Genomic DNA, 23803 nt, shown 5'->3' with positions numbered 1-23803 from the left:
ATTGAGTCTGGTTATGTAGCTTGGTCCTAAAAAAGAGAATTAACATGTCAGCTAAAAATCCTATCATTGCAATTACTGGTTCATCAGGTGCGGGGACTACAACCACAACTAATGCTATTAAGCATATTTTCCGTAGCCTAAATATCCATGCAGCATTCATTGAAGGTGATAGCTTTCATCGTTACACACGCCCCGAAATGGACAAAAAAATACGCGAAGCCCAACAAGAAAGTAAACATATTAGTTACTTTGGCCGAGAAGCTAACGACTTTGGGGCGCTTGAATCGTTATTTAGTAACTATGGTGAAACCGGCCAAGGAAAATTACGCCGGTATTTACACACCTTTGATGAAGCGGTCCCTTATAACCAACTGCCTGGTACATTTACTCCCTGGCAAGACCTTGATAATAATACCGACATTTTATTCTACGAAGGCTTGCATGGCGGAGTTGTTGACCAAGATGTAGATGTAGCCAAACATGTTGATTTACTCATAGGCATGGTGCCTATTATTAACCTTGAGTGGATACAAAAGCTAATACGCGATACTTCAGAGCGTGGCCACTCTCGCGAAGCCGTGATGGGGTCAATTGTGCGTAGTATGGACGATTACATAAATCATATTACACCTCAGTTTTCACGAACCCATATTAACTTTCAGCGCGTCCCGACCGTAGACACCTCAAACCCATTTAGTGCAAAAGATATTCCTTCACTTGATGAAAGCTTCGTTGTGATCCGCTTTAGAGGCATTGAAGATGTTGATTTCCCCTATTACTTAAGAATGATTGAAGGCAGCTTTATGTCGCGTATTAATACGCTTGTAGTACCTGGCGGTAAAATGGGCCTTGCAATGGAGCTAGTATTAACGCCACTTATTAAAGATATTATTTTGAAAAAGCGTGCATTAGAAAACCTCGCTCCGCTTGATTTACCTATTTAGCATTATGGCTTTTGTACTCTTTTTTGTTTAACAGAACTGACGTACACTGCTGATTTTACTTAATACGAGATCAGCATGTCATCTTTGTTAAAAGTTATAGTTGGGTCTAAAAACCCTGTAAAAATAAATGCAGCAAAACACATTTTTACTATGTACTTTCCAAATAACACCATTGATTGCCTAGGTGTTAACGCCCCTTCAAACGTGCCTGAACAACCTATTGGTGAAGACGAAACACGCATTGGCGCGCAAAACCGCGTTAACTATTGCAAAAAGCATCATCAAGCCGATTACTACGTGGCAATGGAAGGCGGCGCAGAGCAATTTAGTTATGGCGCAGCGACCTTTGCCTATGTTGTTATTGATAACGCCACAGAGCAAGTTGTAGGACGTAGTAGCAACCTTCCATTACCCAATATACTTTTTAAAGCCCTGCTTAATGGCGAAGAGCTCGGCGATGTAATGGATAAAGCATTTAATACAACTAACATAAAACAAAAAGGCGGCGCCATAGGCCTGCTTACAAATAACCATGCAACACGCGAAAGCACCTATACCCAAGCGCTTACCTTGGCCATGGCACCTTTTTTACATAGCGACCTTTATCGCACATAAAAAACAGGAAATTGAATGAAATACAGCTACGTGTTGTTTGATGCAGACGAAACTTTATTTAGGTTTGATATTTTAGCCGGTATGACCCGTATGTTTAAAAACTACGGCGTTAACTTTACGCAAGACGATTATATTCACTATCAAAAAACCAACAAACAACTGTGGGTTGATTATCAAAATGGTGCGATTAGTGCTGATTACTTACAAGTAACCCGCTTTAACGAATGGTCAACAAAATTGAATGTGCCAGCTAAAGAGTTGAACGATGCATTTTTAGATGCAATGGCGCAAATTTGTGAACCATTACCAGGTGGTATAGAGTTACTTAATAAACTAAAACCCCATGCTAGGTTAGGCATTATTACTAATGGCTTTGCCCGCCTACAAACAATTCGTTTGGAGCATACTGGTTTGAAAGATATGTTTGAGTGGTTGGTTATATCTGAACTTGTAGGTATAGCAAAACCTAACAAAGCTATTTTTGAACATACCTTTGAGCTAATGGGTAACCCAAATAAAAGCCAAATATTAATGGTAGGTGATACCGCGTCAAGCGACATACTCGGCGGTAATAATGTAGGCATTGATACGTGTTGGTTACAACACCCTGGCGAACAATTGCCAGAGGGAATATCCCCCACTTACACAATAACTAAATTAGAACAGTTACAAGCCATATTAGACATTTAATTTTTCATATTTATACCCATCCTCTTAACTAAATGATCTATTTTGAGGATAGATAAACGCATTGATAGCTAGGCAAAAAATTCGTTATTTAGTTTTAAAAAATAATTTTTAACGCCGATTGCGATACTTTTAGTCCCTAAAAATGACCAAGTATTATTGCCGATTGATATTACTATTTAAAAAAATAAATTTATGGCAAAAAAAATGACGCTAATAAGCGTCATTTTTTATATCTGATTGAGCGTGTACTTAAAAAATACTATGTTAAGCCGTTGCTAACTCAAGACCGGGTGCAGGCATCGTTACAGGCGTTTCAAATGTTGCCCACTCCCATGCTGACTCGGTTGCCATAACTTTACGAAGTAACTTGTTGTTTAAGTCGTGGCCCGACTTGAACGCAGTGACCTTGCCTAAAATATTATGGCCTGTCATAAACATGTCACCTACACAGTCTAGTATCTTGTGCTTAACGAACTCATCGCTGTAGCGTAAACCATTTGGGTTTAGTACTTTAAACTCGTCGAGCACTACTGCACTGTCCATGCTGCCACCTAGTGCAAGGTTATTAGCATGCATGTATTCAATGTCTTTCATAAAACCAAACGTACGAGCACGGCTAATTTCTTCTGTAAAGCTCTGCGCGGTTATGTCTAAACCAACACGCTGGCGACTTTCGTTAATAGCCGGGTGGTCAAAGGCAATTTCAAAGTCGATGTGAAAACCGTCGTATGGTTCTACTTCGGCCCATTTGTCGCCTTCTTCTATACGTACTTTTTCTTTGATACGAATAAAGCGTTTAGCCGCATTTTGTTCTTCAATGCCGCCTTTTTGTAATAAATAAATAAATGGTAATGCACTACCATCCATAATAGGCACTTCTGAGCTATCTAACTCAACAATTAGATTGTCTATGCCCATTGCTGCAACTGCAGCAATAAGGTGCTCAGTAGTCGATAAACGAACACCATCTTTGTTAATTAAACAGGTACACAACTGCGTATCACCAACGGCTTCAGGTGTTGTTTCAAATTCAACAACCGGATCAAGGTCGACACGACGAAATACAATCCCAGTATTTGCGCTCGCAGGTCGGAGAGTTATTGTGACCTTCTCACCTTTATGAAGTCCAATTCCTATGGCTTTGACTACTTCTGCAATCGTACGCTGTTTAATCATAGGTTCGCTCACTTAAATTTATTACAGTTAGACGGCGGATAGTATCATATATACGCGCGCCTTACAATATTCGTTCAATTTAACAGCAATGTAACGCTTTTTTGTTAGTCAGCTTGCTTACGTAAAAAAGCTGGGATGTCAAAGTAATCACCACCCTCTGACTTATCTGCTTTTTTGCTCGCTTGCGACGACGAGCTTGTTGCATTGCTTGAACTTTTAGAACTCGCTTTTTCTGCGCTTTCAGTTTGCGCTTTAGCTGCAGTTTCATCAGTGCTGTCTTGGCTTGCAAAGCTAGGCACATACATGCTGCTTGCTTGGTTAGACGTGCTCGCAACATCAGAACCTGATGCCTTTTTAAAACCGTTATCAACAATACCAAACTGTGGACGACGATCGCCACCTAATCCCGTTGCAACTACCGTTACACGTAACTCGTCGGTCATTTCAGGGTCAATTACCGCACCCACTACAACCGTTGCGTTTTCAGAGGCTAGTGCTTTAACGTGGTTACCGACAATTTCGAATTCCTCAATCGCAATATCCATACCCGCAGTAATGTTAACTAAGATACCTTTAGCACCCGTTAAATCAACATCTTCTAGAAGTGGGCTTGAAATAGCAGCTTCTGCTGCTTCTTGCGCACGATCAGGACCCGATGCAGACGCTGTGCCCATCATTGCAGTTCCCATGGCAGACATTACGGTACGTACGTCGGCGAAATCCACGTTGATCAAACCAGAACGCGTAATTAGCTCTGCAATACCTTGTACTGCGCCAAATAGCACGTCGTTTGCCTTGGCAAATGCATCTAGCAGTGTAGTGCCTTTGCCTAAAACTTTAAGTAATTTATTGTTAGGAATTGTAATAAGTGAATCTACAATTTCTGATAGTTCGTTAATACCTTGCTCTGCGGCAGCTGCGCGCTTCTTGCCTTCAAAGTCAAAAGGACGCGTTACTACAGCAACGGTTAAAATACCGAGTTCTTTAGCAATTTTAGCAACCACTGGGGCAGCACCTGTACCTGTACCGCCGCCCATACCGGCTGCGATAAATACCATGTCGGCACCTTCTAGGCTAGCGCGAATAGTTTCTGCATCTTCTTCAGCTGACTCACGGCCCACTTCAGGGTTTGCGCCCGCACCTAAACCTGAGGTTATTTGTGTGCCCAGTTGAACGGTTACATCGGCAGCTGAGTTGCGTAGTGCTTGCGCATCTGTATTTGCAGCAATGAAGCGCACGCCTTCGATTTGCTGTTTTACCATGTGCTCAACAGCGTTACCGCCGCCACCGCCCACGCCTATTACTTTTATTACAGCTTCTTCGCTGTGTTGTTCCATTATATCAAACATGTTCACTCTCCGACTTGAGTCTTAAAACTCGCCTTGAAACCATTTAGTAATGCGGTTCCACCAATTATTGTTATCCTCTGCTTTCGACTTTTGTGCATTCATCGATTGCATAGTACGCCCGTATTGTAACAAACCAACAGCGGTTGCGTACGAAGGATCATCTACATAGTCTGTTAAACCAACCATCCCGATCGGCTTACCTATTCTTACTGGCATTTGAAAAATGTCTTCCGCCACTTCCATTGCACCAGTCATTTTGGCAGTTCCGCCTGTTATAACGAGACCCGCCGCAATTTGGTCTTCTAAACCTGAACGACGAATTTCTTCCATCGCCAGTTCAAATAATTCTCTAAAACGAGGCTCTACAACCTCTGACAGCGTATGACGCGACATTAACCTTGCTGGTCGTCCGCCTACACTTGGCACTTCTATCGTGTCTTCGCTGCTTGCCAATTGGCTGCTTGCACATGCATATTGTACTTTGAGTGACTCAGCATGCGATATAGGTGTACGAAATATTTTTGCAATATCTCCCGTTACCTGATTACCCGCTACAGGGATGACAGCTGAATGACGCAGCGCACCATTAATATAAATAGTGATGTCCATTGTACCACCACCAATATCAAGTACCGCTACGCCTAATTCTTTTTCATCGTCTGTAAGAACTGAATAACAAGAAGCTAATGCTGTAAATATCAGTTGGTCGACCTCAAGGCCGCAACGTTCAACACATTTTTCTATGTTTTTAGCCATGTCGTTGGAGCAGGTAATAATGTGTGCACGTGCTTCCATACGCACACCGCTCATACCTAAAGGATTTTTAATCCCTTCTTGCATATCGATACTGTACTCTTGCGGCAATGCATGCAGCATTTTACGCTCAGCCGATATCGGCACAGAGCGTGCAATGTGAATAACATTTTCAATATCTTCATCTGTCACTTCAGTGTTGTTTATAGCAACAACACCGCTTTCGTTCTGACATTGAATATGTTTACCAGAAATCCCCAAGTACACTGAGCTAATTCGACAATCGGCCATTAATTCGGCTTCGTCAATCGCACGGCGAATAGACTCAGACACTAAGTTCAAATCGTTAACGCCGCCTTTATCCATACCATGAGATACTTGGCTGCCTACACCAACAATGCTGAGCTTGTTATCTGCGGTGATTTCACCTACCGTGGCTACCACTTTCGAGGTACCAACGTCTAATCCAATCACGAGGTTTCTTTCTGCTGACTTAGTCATGCCTTACTCTTATTTTGTAATTGTTCTTCTTGCACTGGCTTAAAGCTCACTGCAAGGCCGGTATCATACCGTAAATCTACTGCATCTATCTGTGCTTTTTCTGGATATTCCATGCGTGGATACACGTCTATAAAACGCTGCACACGCTTGGCTTTATCTCTGCGCCCTAAATCTAAGCGCACCCCGCTATCAAGCCAAAGCTGCCAAGAAAAACGCTCTGATAACGCTAAACTTTTAAGCGTTAACGCGTTTACTTTAAGCATTTCGTCAAACTGTTTAAAGGCAATCCATGCCTCTTGTTCACTGCCCTCTGGGCCAAATAGCTGAGGTAAATCTTTACTTAATTTGTCACTGCGCGCTTGAAAAGCCTCACCATTGTGATTAATTAATAAATCACTATTCCAATGCGCCACCGCCTCGTGTTCAACAACATAGACCTGAATCGTATCTGGCCATTGTTTTCGCACTGACACTGTCGCTACCCAAGGTAAATCTTGTACAAGCTTTTGCACGTGCTTTACATCAAGCTCAAAAAAACTACTAAGATCCGCTTTTTTTATTGCTGTTATAATCGCGGTTTCATCTGTGTATTTAGGGTGCCCTTGCACAGTTAAGTGCTTTATTTGCGCATCTTTGTTTTTTACTAACCAATCAGATACACCCGTTGTAATTTGCACTAACCCAATAACAACCACTAAAAAAAAACTCACGCCAAAAATCAGCGACCAATTTAGGTTCTGTTTGATTTTATGAGCTTTTTCTAAAAAGGGATGCATATTAAAGCGTTTGCTCCAAAATGCGAACAACTAATTGCTCAAAAGTTACCCCATTTGCTTTTGCTGCCATTGGTACTAATGATTTTTCTGTCATTCCGGGTACGGTATTGACCTCTAATAAATAAAAATTGCCTTGCTCATCTTGCATTGCATCAACGCGACCCCATCCGCTTGCACCGACTAACTCAAATGCTTCTAACGACATAGCCTGTAAGAGCTGTGTGTCGTGCGCCGATAAACTTGCTGGGCAATGATACTGTGTTGTATTTGATTGATACTTTGCTTGGTAATCGTAAAAGCCATTCGGTGTCGTCATTTCGATTACGGGCTGTACTTCATCACCTAAAACAGTCACTGTAAATTCGCGCCCGGTTACCCACTGCTCTACTAACACTTGGCTATCAAACTTAAATGCATTTATTAATGCATCTTCAAGCTCTTGCGCAGTAGTTGCTTGCGCCATACCAATGCTCGACCCTTCATGAGAGGGCTTAACCATCACTTTTTTAAATTCAGCCATAATGGCGTGTGCATCAAAACCCTTTTTAGCATCAACAACGGCATAAGGTGCTGTGCTTAAACCTGCAGATTTAAACAGATGCTTACAACGAATTTTATCCATTGCTAAAGCCGAGCCAAGTACATTACTACCTGTATAAGGTAAGTTCATAAACTCTAATGCACCTTGGACGGTTCCATCTTCACCACCTCGGCCATGCAGCGCAATAAAAACTCGCTCTACATTTAATTCTTTTAATTCCCATAACGATCGATTTTGAGGATCGAACGCAATAGTATCCACACCGCAATTTTGTAATGCATTAAAAACAGCCTGACCCGACTTTAATGACACTTCACGCTCTGCAGAGTTTCCACCAAGCAGTACCGCTACTTTACCAAATTGTGCATTTACTTGGGTCATACTTCACCTTGCTTTAATTTTTCTACCGACATACCTGTCGCCGCTAACGTTTTTACTAACTGACCTATATTACCCGCACCTTGCGTTAACACTAAGTCATTATTTTGTAGGTTATCGGCTAATACACCTGCAAGCTCTTTACTTGACGCTACGTGCAATGGCTCTTTGCCGCGTTGGCGAAGGCTTCGGCATAAACTTTTACTATCAGCTCCTACAATCGGTTCTTCACCAGCACCATAAACATCTAGCAATAAAAGCTGATCAACATCAGCGAGTACTTTTACAAAGTCTTCATATAAGTCACGAGTACGGCTAAATCTATGTGGTTGATAAACCATTACCAAACGCTTATCAGGCCACCCTTCACGAACAGCCGCTATGGTAGCCGCTACTTCCGACGGGTGATGACCGTAATCATCAACAAGCATTACATTACCGCGCTCGTTCTCAAATTCACCATAATGCTGAAAACGACGACCAATCCCTTCAAACTTTTGCAAGGCTTCTAAAATTGCATGATTAGCAATATTTTGATCTTTTGCTACTGCAATCGCCGCAGTTGCATTAAGCGCATTATGTTTACCTGGCATATTAAGCGTTGCGGTTAAGCACTCACCTTGTTTATTGGTGACTGTAAACGTACAGGTGTTCGCTGATTGACTAAAATCACTCATACGATAATCAGCACTAGGCGACTCGCCATACGTAATAATAGGACGACCAAAGCGAGGAATAAGTTCGGCAGCTACCTCAGAATCTATACACACAACAGCCAGTCCATAAAAAGGTAAGTTATGTATGAAATCCACATAGGTGTCTTTCATTTTTTCGAGGCTGCCGCCATAGGTATCCATGTGATCTTCTTCAATATTAGTGATCACCGATACCATGGGTTGTAAATGTAAAAACGACGCGTCACTTTCATCTGCTTCTGCTATTAAAAAATCGCTTTTGCCCACCTTTGCGTTACTACCCGCACTGTTCAATAAGCCACCAATAATAAAAGTAGGATCAAGCCCTGCTTGCGCATAAATACTGGCAATTAAACTGGTCGTTGTGGTTTTACCATGGGTACCAGCAATGGCAATACCATGGCGAAAACGCATTAATTCCGCAAGCATTTCAGCACGACGCACAACGGGAACTCTTGCGGCTTTTGCGGCAATTATTTCAGGGTTTGTTTCATCTATTGCACTTGAAACTACAACAACATTGGCGTCTTTTACGTTATTTTCGTGGTGACCAATAAATACTTCTGCACCGGCTTTAATTAAGCGTTCTGTCATTGCACTATGCGCAATATCTGAACCTGTAATACGGTAACCTTCAAAAGCAAGCACTTCTGCTATACCGCCCATACCCGCTCCACCAATACCAATAAAGTGGATGGTTTCTATTCGACGCATTGCAGGTCGTATGTTTTTGTTTTGTACTAATGCTTCTTTCACTTACGCTCTCTTATTCGATACTTGCTCACAGTGCGCGGCTACGCTTGCTGTGGCATCTAAAATGGCTTGTTTTTTTGCATTATTAGCCATTTTATTAATTAGACTCGGGTTTACTAAATAGGGGGTTAATAGCTCAACAATCGATTGCTCATTAAACACGCTTTGTTGCATAACTAACGCCCCATCAGCCTTCACCAAATAGTGGGCATTAGCCGTTTGATGGTCGTCAACTGCATGAGGAAACGGCACAAATACAGCCATTTTTCCCGCTGCTGCAATTTCACTTACTGTTAACGCACCTGCTCGGCAAATAACAATATCGGCCCAAGCATACGCTGCATCCATATCATCAATAAATTCTGCAACCTTTACATTATCGCTTGAAAAGGTTTGTATTTTATATGCTTGCTCAACACCATTTAAATGCCCTTTACCTGTTTGGTGCCATACATTTATTTCACTGGTTTTATTAAGGGCTTTAAATGCAGCGGGTAGCGTTTGATTAAGCACTTGAGCCCCTAACGATCCCCCTACAACCAACATATTGATAGGGCTTGAAACATCACGCGTTGGTATATCAATTACACTTTGACGCACCGGGTTGCCAACAAGTTCGGCTTTACCCGAGTCAAATGCACTTGGGAAAGCAGCCAAAACACGATTTGCAAATCGTGAAAGCCATTTATTACTCATACCCGCAACCGCATTCTGCTCATGAATAACCAACGGAATACCCAAACTTTTTGCAGCAATGCCTGTTGGGCCAGTGACGTAGCCTCCCATAGCTAAAACGACATCCGGACATTGATGTTTCAATACTTTACGCGCTTGCAATATTGCATTAATCACCATGAATGGTGCTTTAATGAGGCGTTTTAATCCGTTTCCGCGAACACCTTTTACATTAATAAAATCAATATTTATATTGTGTTTAGGAACAACGCTTGCTTCCATTCTATCGGGTGTGCCAATCCAAGTAACCTGCCAGCCTTGCTCTTTTAAATAATCAGCAACTGCAATACCTGGAAATATATGCCCGCCAGTACCACCAGCGACTACAACACACTTTTTACTCATCGTTTACCTCCACCTGAGGTCGCTTGTTTAGTTGCCATTTTAGTTTCAAAATCAACGCGTAATAATATTCCAGTTGCTATGGTCATAATCATCAAACTAGAACCACCATAAGAAATAAACGGTAACGTAAGGCCTTTAGTCGGTAAAATTCCCGCACTAGCGCCTACATTAACCATGGTTTGAAACGCAAACCAAATACCAATTGCAAAAGCAAAATAGCCTTCGTATTCTTTGCCGCATTTTAAGGCTTGCTGGCCAATTAATAATGCTCTAAATACTAAAGTGGCGAGCACCATTAAAATGCTTACCACGCCAACTAAACCAAGCTCTTCGCCAATAACAGCAAAAATAAAATCATTATGTGCCTCAGGTAAATATTGCAACTTTTGTACACTATTACCTAACCCTTGGCCAAACCAACCACCTTGACTATATGCCATTAACGATTGAACAAGCTGGTACCCTTTTCCGAACGGATCGTCCCAGGGATCTAAAAAACCGACAACACGCGCCATACGATAAGGCTCAACAATAATCAACAAAACAACCAAGCCAATCCCGGTTAAAATAAGGACAAAAAACTGCCATAGTTTTGCGCCCGCTAAAAACAATAAGCCAACTGTTGTTACAAACATAACCACTACGGTGCCTAAATCAGGCTGCAACAAAATAAGCAATGCATACACAGCAAACACTGCAATAGGCTTTGCAAAGCCTTTAATGTTCTCTTGTACTTCTTCACGCTTTCGAACCAAGTAACCCGCTATGTAACTAAAAAAGTACAGCTTCGCAGCCTCTGCCACTTGAAAACCAATGGGCCCTATTGGGATCCATCGTTTGGCACCATTAACCTCGCGACCAATAATTAATACGGCAATGAGCAATACCATGCCCAATATCAGTAAATAGGCATTGGATCGCTTCCACCAGTCCATTGGCACACATACAGCAATCCAAAAAAGCACAAACGCAACGGCCAAAAATATCCCGTGACGAATAGCAATATGATGTGAGTTATCAAAAAGGCGTTCTGCCGTTGGCATAGACGCACTCATCACCATAATAAAGCCAACGCCAATTAGCATTAGCATTGAATAAAGCAAAGGCACATCGTAAAGCTGCGCCGATGGCTTAGGTATTAACGCCTCTTTTATTTGCGCAAAGGTAGTCATACTTGCTCTGCCAAAACACACGCAACAAAGTCATCGCCACGTTGCATATAGTTGTTGTACATATCAATACTGGCACACGCAGGGGCGAGTAAAACGACATTACCTGGCAAACTAAGCTGCTTTGCTAAAGTAACCGCCTCACTCATATTCTGTGTTAAGTGACTTTTACTGGTTAGTGCCATTAAATCTTTTGCATCTTTACCAAAGCAAATTAGCGCTTTTACGTGTTTTTTTAAGTAAGGCTTAAGTGGGTTTAAATCAGCGCCTTTAGCATCGCCACCTGCTATAACAATGAGATCTTCAGTACCTGTTGATAGGCTGTCTATGGCTGCAATAGTAGCGCCTACATTAGTTGCCTTTGAATCGTTAAAATATTTAACGCCACCTAACTGTGCAACAAACTGGCAGCGGTGAGCTAAACCATTAAAGTGGCCAAGTGCTTTTGTATACACCTCATTACTAATATTAAAAGGACTCAGTAACGCCATAACCGCAAGCGTGTTTAAATAATTGTGTTTCCCCATAACAGCTAGCGAATTTACAGGTAAAAGCATGTCATCTTTAGCTGCAAAGTAAGTACTGCCATTGTGCTCTGCTAAGTGGTATTCACCTTGCGATACGCCAAAACTTACCTTAGGCACTGAGTAAGTACTTACGGGGTGTGTTTGTTTATCATCTTCATTTACAACAATGCACTCGGAACCGTTGTAAATGGTCAGCTTTGAATCGATATAAGCTTGGTAGCTGTCGTAACGATCTAAATGATCTTCAGATACATTTAATACGGTAGCACTCACCGACTTTAAGCTTGTTGTGGTATCTAACTGAAAGCTCGAAAGTTCAAGCACATATATATCAAAGTCATCACTCAATAAATCAAGCACTGCAGTACCAATATTTCCGCCTAGTGCCACATTAAAACCAGCAGTTTTTAACACTTCGTACGCTAGTGTGACCACTGTTGATTTGCCATTTGAGCCAGTAACTGCCACTACAGGCTTAGTATTAATGCGCGCAAATAGCTCAACATCACCTATTACTTCAACACCCGAATTAATAGCACTCGCAATAGCTGGAGTTTTAAGGCTAAGCCCGGGACTGATAATAATCATATCGCTGCAATTAAGATCTGCGGTATCTAAATTACCAAAATGTGTGTTTAAACTAGGCGCATGATTGCTTAGCCATTCAATCCCCGGTGGGTTTACCCGGCTGTCGACAACCTTTGGTGACAAACCATGAGATAGTAAAAAACGCACAATGCCCAGACCGGTTACACCGAGTCCGAGCACTGTTATTTGTTTGTTTTTTATCTCGTTTAAATACTGCATTTATCTTATCTTTAACGTTGCAAGACCAGCAAGAACAAGCACAATAGATATAATCCAAAAACGGACGATTACGCGTGGCTCAGGCCAACCTTTTAATTCGTAATGGTGATGAATAGGTGCCATTCTAAAAATTCGTTGGCCGCGCAACTTATACGAGCCCACTTGTAAAATGACCGACAGCGCCTCCATTACAAATACCCCACCCATAATAATAAGTAGCAGTTCTTGACGGACCAACACCGCAATAATACCCAATGCTCCCCCTAACGCTAATGAGCCTACATCGCCCATAAATACTTGCGCCGGGTAGGTGTTAAACCATAAGAAACCAAGGCCAGCACCAACAATGGCAGTACATACAACCACAAGCTCACTGGCTAATGGCAAATGAGGAATATGTAAATAAGCAGAAAAATTAATATTACCTGTTAAATAAGCAATTATGGCAAGTGCCGCAGCCACTAAAATAGTAGGCACAATGGCAAGACCATCTAAGCCATCGGTCAGGTTTACAGCATTTGATGTTCCCACCAATGCAAAATAAGTAATAACAATGTAAAACAAGCCTAACTGTGGCAACACATCTTTAAAAAACGGAACAACTAATGAGGTTTCAACAGCGTGTGTACTTGTAAAGTACAATGCAGTAGCAACCACTAATGCAATTACTGACTGCCAAAAGTACTTCCATTTAGCTATTAGTCCTTTGGGATCTTTACGAATAACTTTACGGTAGTCATCAATAAAGCCCACAACACCTAAAGAACCAATTACAAATAGTGTTGCCCACACATACTTATTAGAGAGATCTGCCCATAATAATGTACTGGTGAATATTGCCGCTAAAATAAGTAAGCCACCCATTGTAGGTGTACCCGACTTAGATAAATGCGATTGCGGACCATCGTCACGCACGGTTTGCCCTATTTGCATTTTTTGCAAACCACGAATTAACTTTGGCCCCAAATAAAGCGACATAACCAACGCAGTTAAAATACCCAAAATAGCGCGCAGTGTTAAATACGAAAAAACATTAAAACCACTATAATACTGTGTTAAATACTCAGCCAGCCAAACTAACATTATGATACTCCATTGATGGCTTGTTGCTGGCCATTTACTAAATCGGTTACTAATAATTCCATGCGAGAACTGCGTGATCCCTTCACGACGATGGTTGTTTTTTTATTTACGTGATTAATTGTGGCTTGAATTTGTTGTTGCATCTGATCGCGATTTGAAAAGTGGCGATTAGGCAGCTCAAACACATCGCTGGCACACTTACTCAACACACCTAAAGTAAACAACTCATCAATGCCTTTTTGAAACGCATATTCACCCACTTCTTGATGGTATTTACGTGCATCTTCGCCAAGCTCCCCCATATCACCCAACGCTAAAATACGGTGACCTTGCATATCACTCAATAAGTCAATTGCCGCCTTAACTGATTTAACATTAGCATTGTAGGTATCATCAACCACGGTGAGCAGGTCAGACACTTCTATTAAGTTAACACGTCCTTTTACATCGCCCATTGTCGCCAAAGCGCTGGCAATATCTTCTAAAGTTACATCAAGCTCGCTTGTCAGCGCAGCAGCAATCAGCGCATTACCTATATTGTGTTTGCCCGGTAGTGCAAGAGTAATAGGTACTTTTTTTTGTTTTGTGCACAAGGTAAAACTAGCACGAGCATTGGCATCCAAGCTTATATCTTCAGCCCAAATATCAAGTTTTTCAGACGTTGAAAAACGCTTTATATTTCGTCCTTCAAGCTTATCTAGCCAATATTGACTAAACTCACTATCGCAATTAATTATGGCTACGCCATCTTCTTTTAAGCCATCAAAAATTTCGCCTTTTGCTTTGGCCACCCCCATCAAGCTACCAAAACCTTCTAAATGTGCTGGTGCTACGTTGCACACTACCGCTACGTCTGGCTTTGTCATTGCCGTTGTATATGCAATTTCACCTAAATGGTTTGCACCAAGCTCTATTACAGCAAAACGGTGCTGCGGCTCTAAACGCAATAACGTTAGAGGTACGCCAATATCGTTATTAAAATTACCTTTTGTTGCCAGCACGTCGCCATGTACAGATAAAATAGCCGCGCACATTTCTTTTACGGTGGTTTTACCTACACTGCCGGTAATAGCAATTGTTTTAGGTGCCACTTGGGCCATAACAGCGGTGCCAATAACCCCTAGTGCAATACGTGTGTCTTTCACTACAAACTGGGCAATATCAACATCGACTTTATGATCGACAATAACGCCTATAGCGCCCTTTTGTTTTGCCTCAGTTATAAATTTGTGACCATCAAAATTTGGCCCTTTCAGTGCTAAAAACATGTCACCTTCACATACTGTGCGAGTATCTGTGTTTATGTTAAGCACTTGCTGATTATCACCTTGATAATCAGTTGTTAACACATTGGCTAACCAATCAAAATCCATCGGGATCATGTTTGAGTCCCTCTACCTGTTTTTATTAGTTGTTCTTGTACAAATTGACGATCGCAAAAGTCGATACGTTCATTGCCTATAATTTGATAATTTTCATGGCCTTTACCGGCAATTAAAACCACCTCATCCGAGGCCGCATTATTAATTGCATAGCTTATTGCACGTGCCCTATCGGCGTCTGAATGGGCCTTTTGAGGATGCTCTAAACCAGCCAACACATCAGCAATTATTGCATTAGGCTCTTCTGAGCGAGGATTATCACTGGTGATAATAACTTTGTTAGCATTTTTTTCAGCAGCTTGCGCCATCAAAGCTCGCTTGCCTTTATCTCTATCACCACCACAACCAAACACGCAGCTAACACCACCAGGTACATGTTTTTGCAACGCTTGTAGTGCCAAAGCTAGTGCTTCTGGCGTATGCGCATAATCCACTACACAGGTTGGTTTACCCACAGCACTAAATGCCTGCATTCTTCCTGCCACTGGCTGAAGTTGTAAGCAACCTGCAATAAGCTGTTTTAGTGGATAGCCCAAACCAAGTAACGTTGCTAAAGCAGCCGTTAGGTTATAAAGATTAAATTCACCAAACAGCGGCGATTTTACCTTAATATCACCCCAGCTTGTAGATAATTGCGCCGAAATACCTTCAGCCGAATAATCAACATCTGAAAAGTACACATACTGTACATTTTTAGGTGCTAAATTTTTTCGTCCGTAGCAAATTAAATGATTAAAATCGTATTTTTCAAGCCACTGCTCTGCTTGGTTGTCGTCTTGATTTAGTACGACAAGCTGTGGATCAAAATCGCGAAATAGCATGAGCTTTGCATCACCATAACTTGCCATATCGCCATGGTAATCTAGGTGATCGCGAGAAAGGTTAGTAAACACAGCGGCTTTAAACAGACACCGTTCAACACGATGCTGCACGAGGCCATGCGACGATACTTCCATTGCCACCAATTTTTTATCCGCTTGATGTAAGTCACTTAAGATATGTTGTAAATCGACTGCTGAAGGCGTGGTGTTTATCAGCGGCGTTAAATTCTCTGGATGACCGAAACCTAGCGTACCAATAATTGCTGACTGCGTATTACAGTACTGCGCTAGATGAGCAATCATAGCCGTGGTGGTCGATTTACCGTTTGTACCAGTTACTCCAATTAAATCAAGGTTATGGCTAGGCTGGTTGTAAAATCGACTTGCAAGTTCAGCCAGTTTTTTATCAAGCTCAGACACTAAGTAAAGCGGGCCAAATTCAACTTCAAACTCGCAAAGTCTATCGGCAATAACTGCCACAGCACCATTTTCAATTGCTTTAGCTATAAACTGCCCGCCATCTAGCTCATGGCCTTTTATTGCTACAAATACATCGCCTGGGTTGACGTCTCGGCTATCCAATCGCAAATGATTAACTAGCTGCGAGGGTGCATCTATTTCGATATATTTTAAAATGGTTTTTAAATCACGCATCATTCTTTTTGCCTTTTACGAACGCAACTTCTTCCTTGTCGGGTGCGACGTTTAATATTCTTAATGCGTTAGAAACGATTTCTGCAAATGCAGGGCCTGCAGTGGCACCTCCATAGTACACATCACCGCCAGGTTCATTGATCATTACTACCACAGCTAAACGCGGATTACTTGCTGGCGCCACGCCCGCAAAATAACCAACATATTCATCACCGTAGCCACCTACTGCGGCTTTTTTAGAAGTTCCCGTTTTACCTGCAGCACGATAACCATCAACTTTAACGTTGTGTGCTGTTCCGCCACTTTCAAATACGCTTTCCATCATGTGTACTACCGCTTCAACATCTTGCTGTTGAAACACACGATCCCCTTCAGGGACGGAATCTTGCTTTAATACAGTGAGTGGCCTATTGACCCCTCCGGCACCTAACATGGCATAAAAGCGAGCCATTTGCGCAGTACTAACAGCAATATTGTAACCAAATGACAATGCAGCAATTTCGTGATCCGACCAACGACGGTTTGGGTAAAATAAACCACTGCTTTCACCAACCATACCGGTGCCTGAATCAGATCCGAACCCAACCTTTTGGAATAAACCTACCAGGTAGTCTTTTGGTACCAGCTGAGTGACTTTAGTCACCCCCATATTTGACGAATATTTTAGTATTTCTCGCAGTGACATTTCACCATGGTTACGCGTATCTTGGACTAAACTTCCGCCTAAACGCATCCAACCTGGGTAGGTGTCTATTTGTTCATCGGCTTGAATTGCGCCGTAGTCTAGCCCAGCTAAAATGGCCAGTGGCTTAACGGTTGAACCCGGTTCGAACAAATCAGTAATAGCGCGATTTCTGCGTTTATGTGGAGCTGCATCGGTTAAGTTATTTGGATTAAAAGATGGACTATTAACCATGGCTAGTACTTCACCGGTTTTAACATCAACCACCATGGCTGAACCCGATGTAGCCTTATAAGATAAAACCGCTGACTTTACGGCTTTATAAGCAATTGCCTGAATACGTTGATCGATACTTAGTTGAATACTTTCGGGCTCTACACGTTCACGCTCATCTAGCACTTGTACTTCACGGCCTTGGGCGTCTTTTCTAATTGTGCGACGACCTTCTTCACCGGTTAAAGCGTTTTCGTAGAGCTTTTCAATGCCTTCAATTCCTTTACCATCGATGTTGGTAAAACCAATAATATGCGCAGTTACTTCGCCGGCCGGATAATAACGTTTAGACTCATCCAACAAATGAATACCAGGAAGACGTAAGCTGCCAATATAATCAGCAACTGCAGGGGTTACCTGTCGCTTTAGATAAACAAAGCGACGACTAGGATCATTCAAAAGGCGGGCGTTAATTTTTTTCTGGTCAATACGTAATACATCAGCTAGTTCGCGCCAACGTAAATCGTTTTTGTAATACTGCGCGGTGCGCTTGTTTAGCTCTACCGCATTATCTAACAGTGCTTGTTTATCCTCGCCATTTTTACGCGCTTGTCTAACAACTTTAGATACAAGCGATTTATGCAACGCTTTAGGGTCAGCATATACACTCACAACAGGTACACTTACCGCGAGTTCTTTGCCATTGCGGTCAAAAATCATTCCGCGTTGTACGTGTAGTTTTTCAACACGTACTGTGCGTTTATCACTTTCTGAACGTGCTTTATCAGGTTCAATTACTTGTAAATAAGCAGCACGAGATACGAGTGTTACAAACACCAAAAGTACAACCGAACACACAAGCATAAAACGCCATGTAATTAAGTTGTTGACTGGTTTTTTGCCTCGATTTCTCATTTTAATATAATTACCTGTTCATCCTGACTTGTCGGTCTTTTCATTTTTAGTTGCGAGGTTGCTACTTCTTCGATACGCGCATGCTGAGAGTAAAACTCCTCCTCAACTAGTAAGTATCGCCACTCTAAATCAAGCTCATCACGCTCTTGCAGTAACATATCTTGTTCAATTAATTGCCCACGCGCTAAATGCGTAACTTGCACTACGCTAAAACCAGAAACAAATATCGTAACCAACAAGGCCAAGGTCAGCTTATTAGCACCCAGGCCTTTAATTATTTCGAAAAATAAATTGGGAGGTTGACGATGATTTGCTTTTGTACTCATCCCAACCTCTGAGCAATCCTAAGTACAGAGCTTCGCGAACGCGGATTACGTGCAACTTCTTCAACACTTGGTTTAATAGCTTTACCCACTGCTTTTAACGTCAGGTTTTGATTTATTTGTGCGTCGGTTAAAGGCAGACCTCTGGGTAATGCTTCTCCCTTACTCTGTTTTCGAATAAATTGTTTTACTATGCGATCCTCTAGCGAGTGAAACGAAATAACCACTAAGCGACCACCTGGTTTAAGCACTTTAACGGCAGACTGTAATGCGGTTTGAATCTCTTCAAGTTCACTGTTTATATAAATACGAATAGCCTGAAAAGTTCGTGTTGCAGGATGCTTAAACTTATCTTTTACCGGTACAGCTTCATCAACTAAATCTGCAAGCTGCTTAGTGGTAGTAATGGGTGTGTGCTCTCTCGTTTCTAAAATTTTATGTGCAATACGCTTACCGAACTTTTCTTCACCCAACTTTTTAATCACGTGGGTAATATCGTCTAACTCAGCCTCTGCTAACCACTGAGCAGCACTTCGGCCACTTGTTGGATCCATACGCATATCAAGTGGGCCATCTTTCATAAAGCTAAAACCACGCTCAGCGTCATCAAGCTGTGGAGATGACACGCCAATATCTAATAAAATGCCATCCACTTTACCAATAAGATCGTTTTGCTCTGCTACATCGTATAGTTTTGAAAATCGAGTGTGTGCAATAGCAAAACGGCCATCATCAGCAAATTTTTCAGCCGACTTTATAGCTTGTGGATCTTGGTCTATCGCTTGTAAGCGTCCTGCGTCGCCTAAACGTGCAAGTATTTGACCTGAATGACCGCCTCGTCCAAATGTGCCATCCATGTAAATGCCGTCTGGCTTAATTGCTAGGGCATCAATGGTTTCGTCCATCAAAACGGATACGTGTTCAAATTGCGCTGTCATTAGCTATTGTTTGCCTTTTTTTGTGCCGTTAGAGTGTAAAGTTATCTAAATCTGAATTAGGCTCAAAATCACCTAGCCTTTCAAGCTCAGTGTCTTGGCGCATCTGTTCGTTCCAACGCGCTTCATCCCAAATTTCAAATTTATTCATTAACCCTACTAGCATTATTTTTTTGCCAAGGTCTGCATGCGCACGCAACGACGGCGCTAACAAAATTCGACCATGTTTATCAAGTTGATACTCTGTCGCATTGCCTAGCAACATGCGTTGCATTCGACGGGCACGTGGATTCATGTTGGAAATTTTAGCTAAACGACTTTCTATTTCTTGCCATTCAGCCAATGGATACAACCATAAGCACGGCTCATTTAACGCGACAGTGCAAATCACTGTTCCCTGATCTTCAGATAGCAGAGATTCTCGGTACTTGGTCGGCACCGCAAAACGTCCTTTATCATCCAAACTCAGTGAACTCGCGCCACGGAACATAATTAGCCTGCTTTAAATTATTTTAATCAGCTATTAACTATGCTGATCCAGTTTGATCCACTAAAAACCACTTTTTACCACAGTGCTCCAGTTTAGGGCTTGACAAGCCTTTTTGTCAAGTAAGCTGACCTCCTTTAACGAGTCTCTAAGCTAGAAAAAATAAGGGTTCAGGCGAAGCGGTTGAATTACGTGGGAAAAAGTGGAGATACAAACAAAAAAATATTTTTATCTACTTTAATAACCTTTTGTTTACATGGTTTGATTACTGAATAAGCAATGAATAATTACAATTTTTTAGCGGGTTTACCCACTTTGTAATATTTACTTAGATTGGTGGTAAGAGTTACTGCTTCGTTTTTATTATATATTTAAAGTGGTGCACTAAAAAATAAAATAGTATTTAAAATCAATCTATTAAGAATATTACATAGTGTGGTTTGATTGTTGCTTCTATCAATACACTACTTAAATACTTTTACTCATTAAGGATTGATTATGGCTACTGCAACTAATAAGCAAAATACGACTACAGATATTAAGTCTGACACTAAGGCACAAACGACCGATGCCCCACTGACAGAAAAAGCAACATCAGCTGCTCACGATGCTGTTGATGCACTTTCTACAAAAGCAGCAACAGCTGAAAGTAGTGTAAGAAAAGGAGCATCAAGTTCAGCTGAAGCTCTGAGTGAAAAACAGTTAATTGCCCGCGAAAAACTGAGTGAGTGCACAGCTAAAACACGTGCTTTTGCATCTGAAAACCCCCTAGCAACTGCAGGTATTGCGTTTGCAGCGGGTATGTTAATTACTTCACTGTTTCGTCGTAAGTAAAATCTGATGGAAAATTTCCACTCAAGCACAACCAAGGATGGTACAGCGCAAAACCAAACAACTGATCAACAGTATCAAAAGGATGATTGGCAAGATCACATCGCAAAACTTTTAACGTATTCAAAACAGCTTAAGGATGATTATCATACTCAAGGAAAGATCACCCACCAACTTGCAAAAGCTGAGTGGCGCTTATCGTTAAGATCGCTTGCACTGCTCTCTATATTTTTAGGCTGTTTTGCCAGTGGTTTGGTTTTGTTGTGGGCGGGAGTGCTTGGCGCGATTGGCTATGGAATATATGACTTATTTGGTTCTGTATGGCTTAGCATTGCAAGCGCGACATTTCTGCAAGTGGCGTGTTTAATTTGGTTATGGAAAAGCACCGTTTATTTAAGCAACAAAGTAGGGTTTAGCAAAACAATTCGAAGTATTAAGCAATTTTTAAAATTATAAGGATATTAATATGTTAGTTGATGTATTAATTAAAAACCCCGATGAGTGTGTAAAAGCGCTGACTAAACAGATTGATTTACAAAGCGAGCTAAAACGACAACATCAAGCCGCTTTTATATATCGATTAAAGCGTTTTGCTGCCAGCAAAGTGGGCTTAAGCAGCGCATTTATAGCTGGCGTTGCCGTTCAGTCAGGCAAAAGCGAAACCAGCCTTATAAGAAAATATGGCTGGCTGCTTAGGTTAATTGGCTAATTAACCTCTACCATGCGCCTGTAAATAATCAATTTTGGGCCCTTTTGGTACAATTTGGGTTGGATTGATCATAGTGTGACTAAAATAGTAATGTCGTTTGATATGATAAAAATCAACCGTATTTGCAACGCCCTCAACTTGGAATAAATCCCTTAGGTACCCGCTTAACGAAGGGTAACTCTCAATTGTGCGCAAGTTGCATTTAAAATGCCCTACGTATACACAATCAAACCTTATTAACGTTGTAAATAAACGCCAATCTGCCTCTGTTATTTTGTCGCCCACAAGGTAGCGTTTTTTACTCAATATTTTTTCAACCTTGTCGAGTGCATTAAACACATCATCAAATGCCTGCTCGTACGCGTGTTTTGCTGTTGCAAATCCGGCTCGGTATACACCGTTATTAATATTTGGATAGACTAATGCATTTATTTCATCTATTTCACTACGAAGCGACTCAGGGTAGTAATCGTCTTTGTTACCTGTTATTTCGTTAAATACACTATTAAACATACGTATTATATCGGCAGATTCATTACTCACTATCTTGTTTTGTTTTTTGTCCCACAATACAGGAACGGTTACTCGCCCTGAGTAACTAGAATTATTTTTAGTGTAAACTTGATGTAAGTAATCACTGGCAAACAAAGCATCTCCGGTACTGTAGTTATTTTGATCAAACTCCCAGCCATTAGCTAACATATCAGGGCTTACAACCGATACAGATATAAGCTCATCAAGTTTTTTTAAAGTTCGAAAAATAAGCGTGCGGTGTGCCCAAGGACACGCTAGCGAAACATATAAATGATAACGCCCAGCCTCAGCTTTAAACCCCCCTTCACCCGTTTTTCCTGGGCTACCGTCAGGCGTGATCCAATTTCGTAATTGCGCGGCTTCTCGCTCAAACTTACCGTCGCTTGAATCTGTGTCATACCATTTATCTTGCCATTGACCATTAACGAGTAATCCCATTATTTGCTCCTCAAAAATTAAATAAGTGTGCCAAATTCACCATTTTGATAATCACGAACGGCTTGATGTATTTCGGCTTGTGTAGTCATAACAAATGGCCCCATATGTGCGATGGGTTGCTTAAGCGGATCACCCGCTAAAATTAATACACCTGCGCCATGTTGTGTTGCTATATCAATATCACTACCAGGCTCTAAAATTAGTAACTTACCCGCCTTGAGTGTTTGATTATCTTTCGTAATAAGCGACCCCGAATGTATGTAAAGCATCACATTTTGTTGTTTTAAAGGGGCTAGCTTTAACAGCTGACCGTCAGGTAAAGTTACATTAGCTAAAGCGGCATTTGCTGAGAGCTTTTGAATACTTGATGTTAATTCGACAGCTTCAAATTGCCATGAACCAGCAAGGGCAGTCAGTGTTACGCCACTCTTATTTTTAAACGTTGGAGCCGGATGTTGCGTTGTGTCTTGATAAATTGGATCGCGCATTTTTTCTGTGCTTGGCATATTGATCCAAATTTGAAAACCATGAAGTCCATCTTTAGCATCAGCTAGAGGCATTTCGCTATGGATCACCCCTTTGCCCGTGCTCATCCATTGCACATCGCCTGCTCTGATCGCTTTTTTATTTCCCATTTGATCCTGATGCTCAAATCCACCTTTAATGATATAAGTAAACGTTTCCATACCTCGGTGCGGGTGTGCAGGAAAACCACCCATGTAATCAGCTTCGTTATCTGATTTAAGCTCATCGATCATTAAAAACGGGTCAAGGTATTTACCATCGAACCCAGGTATACGACTTATACTGACACCATCGCCATCTTGTGTTGCATAAGACGTTAATATTTTTGCTATATTCATTTTTTAAATCACTATATGAAATATTATCTATACTCATTAAAGCACTGAAAAAATAAAACAACCATGTCTTTATATCGAGCTAATCGTTCGTTTATATAGAATTTTTTAATGGTGAAATATTTTTTTATAACAACTTATAAAATATGGTTTTTTTATAATTTATTGACTACAATCACCAC

General features: G+C 41.4%; 24 protein-coding genes. 6 read left to right on the top strand and 18 right to left on the bottom strand.

Going from position 1 to position 23803, the window contains the following annotated elements; genetic code table 11:
- Nucleotides 1–44 precede the first annotated feature (44 nt).
- From ATS76_RS01360 to yjjG, 3 genes are all read left to right on the top strand, one after another.
- Nucleotides 45–944 (top strand): phosphoribulokinase, encoded by a 900-nt coding sequence (locus ATS76_RS01360; RefSeq protein ID WP_058403209.1) that lies wholly within the window; start codon nucleotides 45–47, stop codon nucleotides 942–944.
- 75 nt (nucleotides 945–1019) lie between these two features.
- The gene (gene yjjX, locus ATS76_RS01355) at nucleotides 1020–1559 is read left to right on the top strand and encodes an inosine/xanthosine triphosphatase (protein WP_058550725.1); all 540 of its coding nucleotides are present in this window, start codon (nucleotides 1020–1022) and stop codon (nucleotides 1557–1559) included.
- Between the two features lie 15 nt (nucleotides 1560–1574).
- Entirely contained in the window at nucleotides 1575–2249 is a 675-nt protein-coding gene (gene yjjG / locus ATS76_RS01350; RefSeq protein WP_058550724.1) for a pyrimidine 5'-nucleotidase, read from the top strand.
- 264 nt (nucleotides 2250–2513) lie between these two features.
- On the opposite strand, the gene lpxC is transcribed toward yjjG, so the two are convergent.
- The 16 genes from lpxC to mraZ all read right to left on the bottom strand — a co-directional run bounded on the left by lpxC (nucleotide 2514) and on the right by mraZ (nucleotide 20252).
- Nucleotides 2514–3425, bottom strand: a complete 912-nt coding sequence (lpxC, locus tag ATS76_RS01345; protein WP_008126813.1) for a UDP-3-O-acyl-N-acetylglucosamine deacetylase — start codon at nucleotides 3423–3425, stop codon at nucleotides 2514–2516.
- Between the two features lie 104 nt (nucleotides 3426–3529).
- Entirely contained in the window at nucleotides 3530–4774 is a 1245-nt protein-coding gene (gene ftsZ / locus ATS76_RS01340) for a cell division protein FtsZ (protein ID WP_058403212.1), read from the bottom strand.
- Between the two features lie 21 nt (nucleotides 4775–4795).
- Nucleotides 4796–6028, bottom strand: coding sequence for a cell division protein FtsA (gene ftsA / locus ATS76_RS01335; RefSeq protein WP_010555687.1), 1233 nt, complete (start codon nucleotides 6026–6028; stop codon nucleotides 4796–4798).
- Nucleotides 6025–6804 (bottom strand): cell division protein FtsQ/DivIB, encoded by a 780-nt coding sequence (locus tag ATS76_RS01330; RefSeq protein WP_058550723.1) that lies wholly within the window; start codon nucleotides 6802–6804, stop codon nucleotides 6025–6027. The genes ftsA and ATS76_RS01330 overlap by 4 nt, the downstream gene beginning before the upstream one ends.
- Before the next feature lies 1 nt (nucleotide 6805).
- The gene (locus ATS76_RS01325; RefSeq protein ID WP_058550722.1) at nucleotides 6806–7726 is read right to left on the bottom strand and encodes a D-alanine--D-alanine ligase; all 921 of its coding nucleotides are present in this window, start codon (nucleotides 7724–7726) and stop codon (nucleotides 6806–6808) included.
- Entirely contained in the window at nucleotides 7723–9174 is a 1452-nt protein-coding gene (gene murC, locus ATS76_RS01320; RefSeq protein WP_058550721.1) for a UDP-N-acetylmuramate--L-alanine ligase, read from the bottom strand. The genes ATS76_RS01325 and murC overlap by 4 nt, the downstream gene beginning before the upstream one ends.
- Entirely contained in the window at nucleotides 9175–10251 is a 1077-nt protein-coding gene (gene murG / locus ATS76_RS01315; protein WP_058550720.1) for an undecaprenyldiphospho-muramoylpentapeptide beta-N-acetylglucosaminyltransferase, read from the bottom strand. It lies immediately after the preceding gene.
- Nucleotides 10248–11423, bottom strand: a complete 1176-nt coding sequence (gene ftsW / locus ATS76_RS01310) for a cell division protein FtsW (RefSeq protein ID WP_058550719.1) — start codon at nucleotides 11421–11423, stop codon at nucleotides 10248–10250. Before ftsW ends, murG begins: the two co-directional genes overlap by 4 nt.
- Nucleotides 11420–12754: a UDP-N-acetylmuramoyl-L-alanine--D-glutamate ligase gene (gene murD, locus ATS76_RS01305; protein ID WP_058550718.1), complete on the bottom strand. Its 1335-nt coding sequence runs from the start codon at nucleotides 12752–12754 to the stop codon at nucleotides 11420–11422. The genes ftsW and murD overlap by 4 nt, the downstream gene beginning before the upstream one ends.
- Nucleotides 12755–13837 (bottom strand): phospho-N-acetylmuramoyl-pentapeptide-transferase, encoded by a 1083-nt coding sequence (mraY, locus tag ATS76_RS01300; protein WP_058403219.1) that lies wholly within the window; start codon nucleotides 13835–13837, stop codon nucleotides 12755–12757.
- Nucleotides 13837–15219 (bottom strand): UDP-N-acetylmuramoyl-tripeptide--D-alanyl-D-alanine ligase, encoded by a 1383-nt coding sequence (locus ATS76_RS01295; protein WP_058550717.1) that lies wholly within the window; start codon nucleotides 15217–15219, stop codon nucleotides 13837–13839. Before ATS76_RS01295 ends, mraY begins: the two co-directional genes overlap by 1 nt.
- Entirely contained in the window at nucleotides 15216–16694 is a 1479-nt protein-coding gene (gene murE, locus ATS76_RS01290; protein ID WP_058551046.1) for a UDP-N-acetylmuramoyl-L-alanyl-D-glutamate--2,6-diaminopimelate ligase, read from the bottom strand. The genes ATS76_RS01295 and murE overlap by 4 nt, the downstream gene beginning before the upstream one ends.
- Complete coding sequence (locus ATS76_RS01285; RefSeq protein ID WP_058403221.1) at nucleotides 16687–18504, bottom strand: penicillin-binding transpeptidase domain-containing protein; 1818 nt, start codon at nucleotides 18502–18504, stop codon at nucleotides 16687–16689. The genes murE and ATS76_RS01285 overlap by 8 nt, the downstream gene beginning before the upstream one ends.
- Nucleotides 18501–18830: a cell division protein FtsL gene (gene ftsL / locus ATS76_RS01280; RefSeq protein WP_058550716.1), complete on the bottom strand. Its 330-nt coding sequence runs from the start codon at nucleotides 18828–18830 to the stop codon at nucleotides 18501–18503. Before ftsL ends, ATS76_RS01285 begins: the two co-directional genes overlap by 4 nt.
- Nucleotides 18827–19765, bottom strand: a complete 939-nt coding sequence (rsmH, locus tag ATS76_RS01275) for a 16S rRNA (cytosine(1402)-N(4))-methyltransferase RsmH (protein WP_058403223.1) — start codon at nucleotides 19763–19765, stop codon at nucleotides 18827–18829. Before rsmH ends, ftsL begins: the two co-directional genes overlap by 4 nt.
- Nucleotides 19766–19793: 28 nt before the next feature.
- On the bottom strand, nucleotides 19794–20252 hold the full coding sequence (gene mraZ, locus ATS76_RS01270) for a division/cell wall cluster transcriptional repressor MraZ (protein WP_058550715.1): 459 nt from the start codon (nucleotides 20250–20252) through the stop codon (nucleotides 19794–19796).
- A 495-nt stretch (nucleotides 20253–20747) separates the two neighbouring features.
- On the opposite strand from mraZ, the gene ATS76_RS01265 reads away from it, so the two are divergent.
- From ATS76_RS01265 to ATS76_RS01255, 3 genes are read left to right on the top strand one after another with little or no spacing between them, the layout of a single operon-like run.
- Nucleotides 20748–21083 carry a hypothetical protein gene (locus ATS76_RS01265; RefSeq protein WP_058403224.1) on the top strand — a complete coding sequence of 112 codons (336 nt, stop codon included), beginning with the start codon at nucleotides 20748–20750 and terminating at the stop codon, nucleotides 21081–21083.
- 6 nt (nucleotides 21084–21089) lie between these two features.
- Nucleotides 21090–21536: a hypothetical protein gene (locus tag ATS76_RS01260; RefSeq protein ID WP_058550714.1), complete on the top strand. Its 447-nt coding sequence runs from the start codon at nucleotides 21090–21092 to the stop codon at nucleotides 21534–21536.
- A 10-nt stretch (nucleotides 21537–21546) separates the two neighbouring features.
- The gene (locus ATS76_RS01255) at nucleotides 21547–21789 is read left to right on the top strand and encodes a hypothetical protein (protein WP_058550713.1); all 243 of its coding nucleotides are present in this window, start codon (nucleotides 21547–21549) and stop codon (nucleotides 21787–21789) included.
- Here the strand turns inward: ATS76_RS01255 and ATS76_RS01250 are convergent, their stop codons facing one another.
- Nucleotides 21790–22761, bottom strand: coding sequence for a glutathione S-transferase family protein (locus ATS76_RS01250; RefSeq protein WP_058550712.1), 972 nt, complete (start codon nucleotides 22759–22761; stop codon nucleotides 21790–21792).
- Nucleotides 22762–22778: 17 nt separating this feature from the next.
- Nucleotides 22779–23624 (bottom strand): pirin family protein, encoded by an 846-nt coding sequence (locus tag ATS76_RS01245; RefSeq protein ID WP_058550711.1) that lies wholly within the window; start codon nucleotides 23622–23624, stop codon nucleotides 22779–22781.
- Between the last annotated feature and the right edge of the window lie 179 nt (nucleotides 23625–23803).

This window comes from Pseudoalteromonas sp. 10-33 (assembly GCF_001469195.1).
GTDB lineage: Bacteria > Pseudomonadota > Gammaproteobacteria > Enterobacterales > Alteromonadaceae > Pseudoalteromonas.
This window is presented reverse-complemented; position numbering and strand designations above follow the sequence as displayed.

Coding starts and splice junctions, on each gene's coding strand:
- ATS76_RS01250 (WP_058550712.1), bottom strand. CDS start 22,761: ATGGGATTACTCGTTAATGGTCAATGGCAAGATAAATGGTATGACACA.
- ATS76_RS01260 (WP_058550714.1), top strand. CDS start 21,090: ATGGAAAATTTCCACTCAAGCACAACCAAGGATGGTACAGCGCAAAAC.
- ATS76_RS01360 (WP_058403209.1), top strand. CDS start 45: ATGTCAGCTAAAAATCCTATCATTGCAATTACTGGTTCATCAGGTGCG.
- lpxC (WP_008126813.1), bottom strand. CDS start 3,425: ATGATTAAACAGCGTACGATTGCAGAAGTAGTCAAAGCCATAGGAATT.
- ATS76_RS01285 (WP_058403221.1), bottom strand. CDS start 18,504: ATGAGAAATCGAGGCAAAAAACCAGTCAACAACTTAATTACATGGCGT.
- murG (WP_058550720.1), bottom strand. CDS start 10,251: ATGAGTAAAAAGTGTGTTGTAGTCGCTGGTGGTACTGGCGGGCATATA.
- ATS76_RS01325 (WP_058550722.1), bottom strand. CDS start 7,726: ATGACCCAAGTAAATGCACAATTTGGTAAAGTAGCGGTACTGCTTGGT.
- ftsA (WP_010555687.1), bottom strand. CDS start 6,028: ATGACTAAGTCAGCAGAAAGAAACCTCGTGATTGGATTAGACGTTGGT.
- yjjX (WP_058550725.1), top strand. CDS start 1,020: ATGTCATCTTTGTTAAAAGTTATAGTTGGGTCTAAAAACCCTGTAAAA.
- rsmH (WP_058403223.1), bottom strand. CDS start 19,765: ATGACAGCGCAATTTGAACACGTATCCGTTTTGATGGACGAAACCATT.
- ATS76_RS01255 (WP_058550713.1), top strand. CDS start 21,547: ATGTTAGTTGATGTATTAATTAAAAACCCCGATGAGTGTGTAAAAGCG.
- ATS76_RS01245 (WP_058550711.1), bottom strand. CDS start 23,624: ATGAATATAGCAAAAATATTAACGTCTTATGCAACACAAGATGGCGAT.
- ftsZ (WP_058403212.1), bottom strand. CDS start 4,774: ATGTTTGATATAATGGAACAACACAGCGAAGAAGCTGTAATAAAAGTA.
- ATS76_RS01330 (WP_058550723.1), bottom strand. CDS start 6,804: ATGCATCCCTTTTTAGAAAAAGCTCATAAAATCAAACAGAACCTAAAT.
- ATS76_RS01295 (WP_058550717.1), bottom strand. CDS start 15,219: ATGATCCCGATGGATTTTGATTGGTTAGCCAATGTGTTAACAACTGAT.
- ftsW (WP_058550719.1), bottom strand. CDS start 11,423: ATGACTACCTTTGCGCAAATAAAAGAGGCGTTAATACCTAAGCCATCG.
- ATS76_RS01265 (WP_058403224.1), top strand. CDS start 20,748: ATGGCTACTGCAACTAATAAGCAAAATACGACTACAGATATTAAGTCT.
- mraY (WP_058403219.1), bottom strand. CDS start 13,837: ATGTTAGTTTGGCTGGCTGAGTATTTAACACAGTATTATAGTGGTTTT.
- mraZ (WP_058550715.1), bottom strand. CDS start 20,252: ATGTTCCGTGGCGCGAGTTCACTGAGTTTGGATGATAAAGGACGTTTT.
- murD (WP_058550718.1), bottom strand. CDS start 12,754: ATGCAGTATTTAAACGAGATAAAAAACAAACAAATAACAGTGCTCGGA.
- ftsL (WP_058550716.1), bottom strand. CDS start 18,830: ATGAGTACAAAAGCAAATCATCGTCAACCTCCCAATTTATTTTTCGAA.
- murE (WP_058551046.1), bottom strand. CDS start 16,694: ATGCGTGATTTAAAAACCATTTTAAAATATATCGAAATAGATGCACCC.
- yjjG (WP_058550724.1), top strand. CDS start 1,575: ATGAAATACAGCTACGTGTTGTTTGATGCAGACGAAACTTTATTTAGG.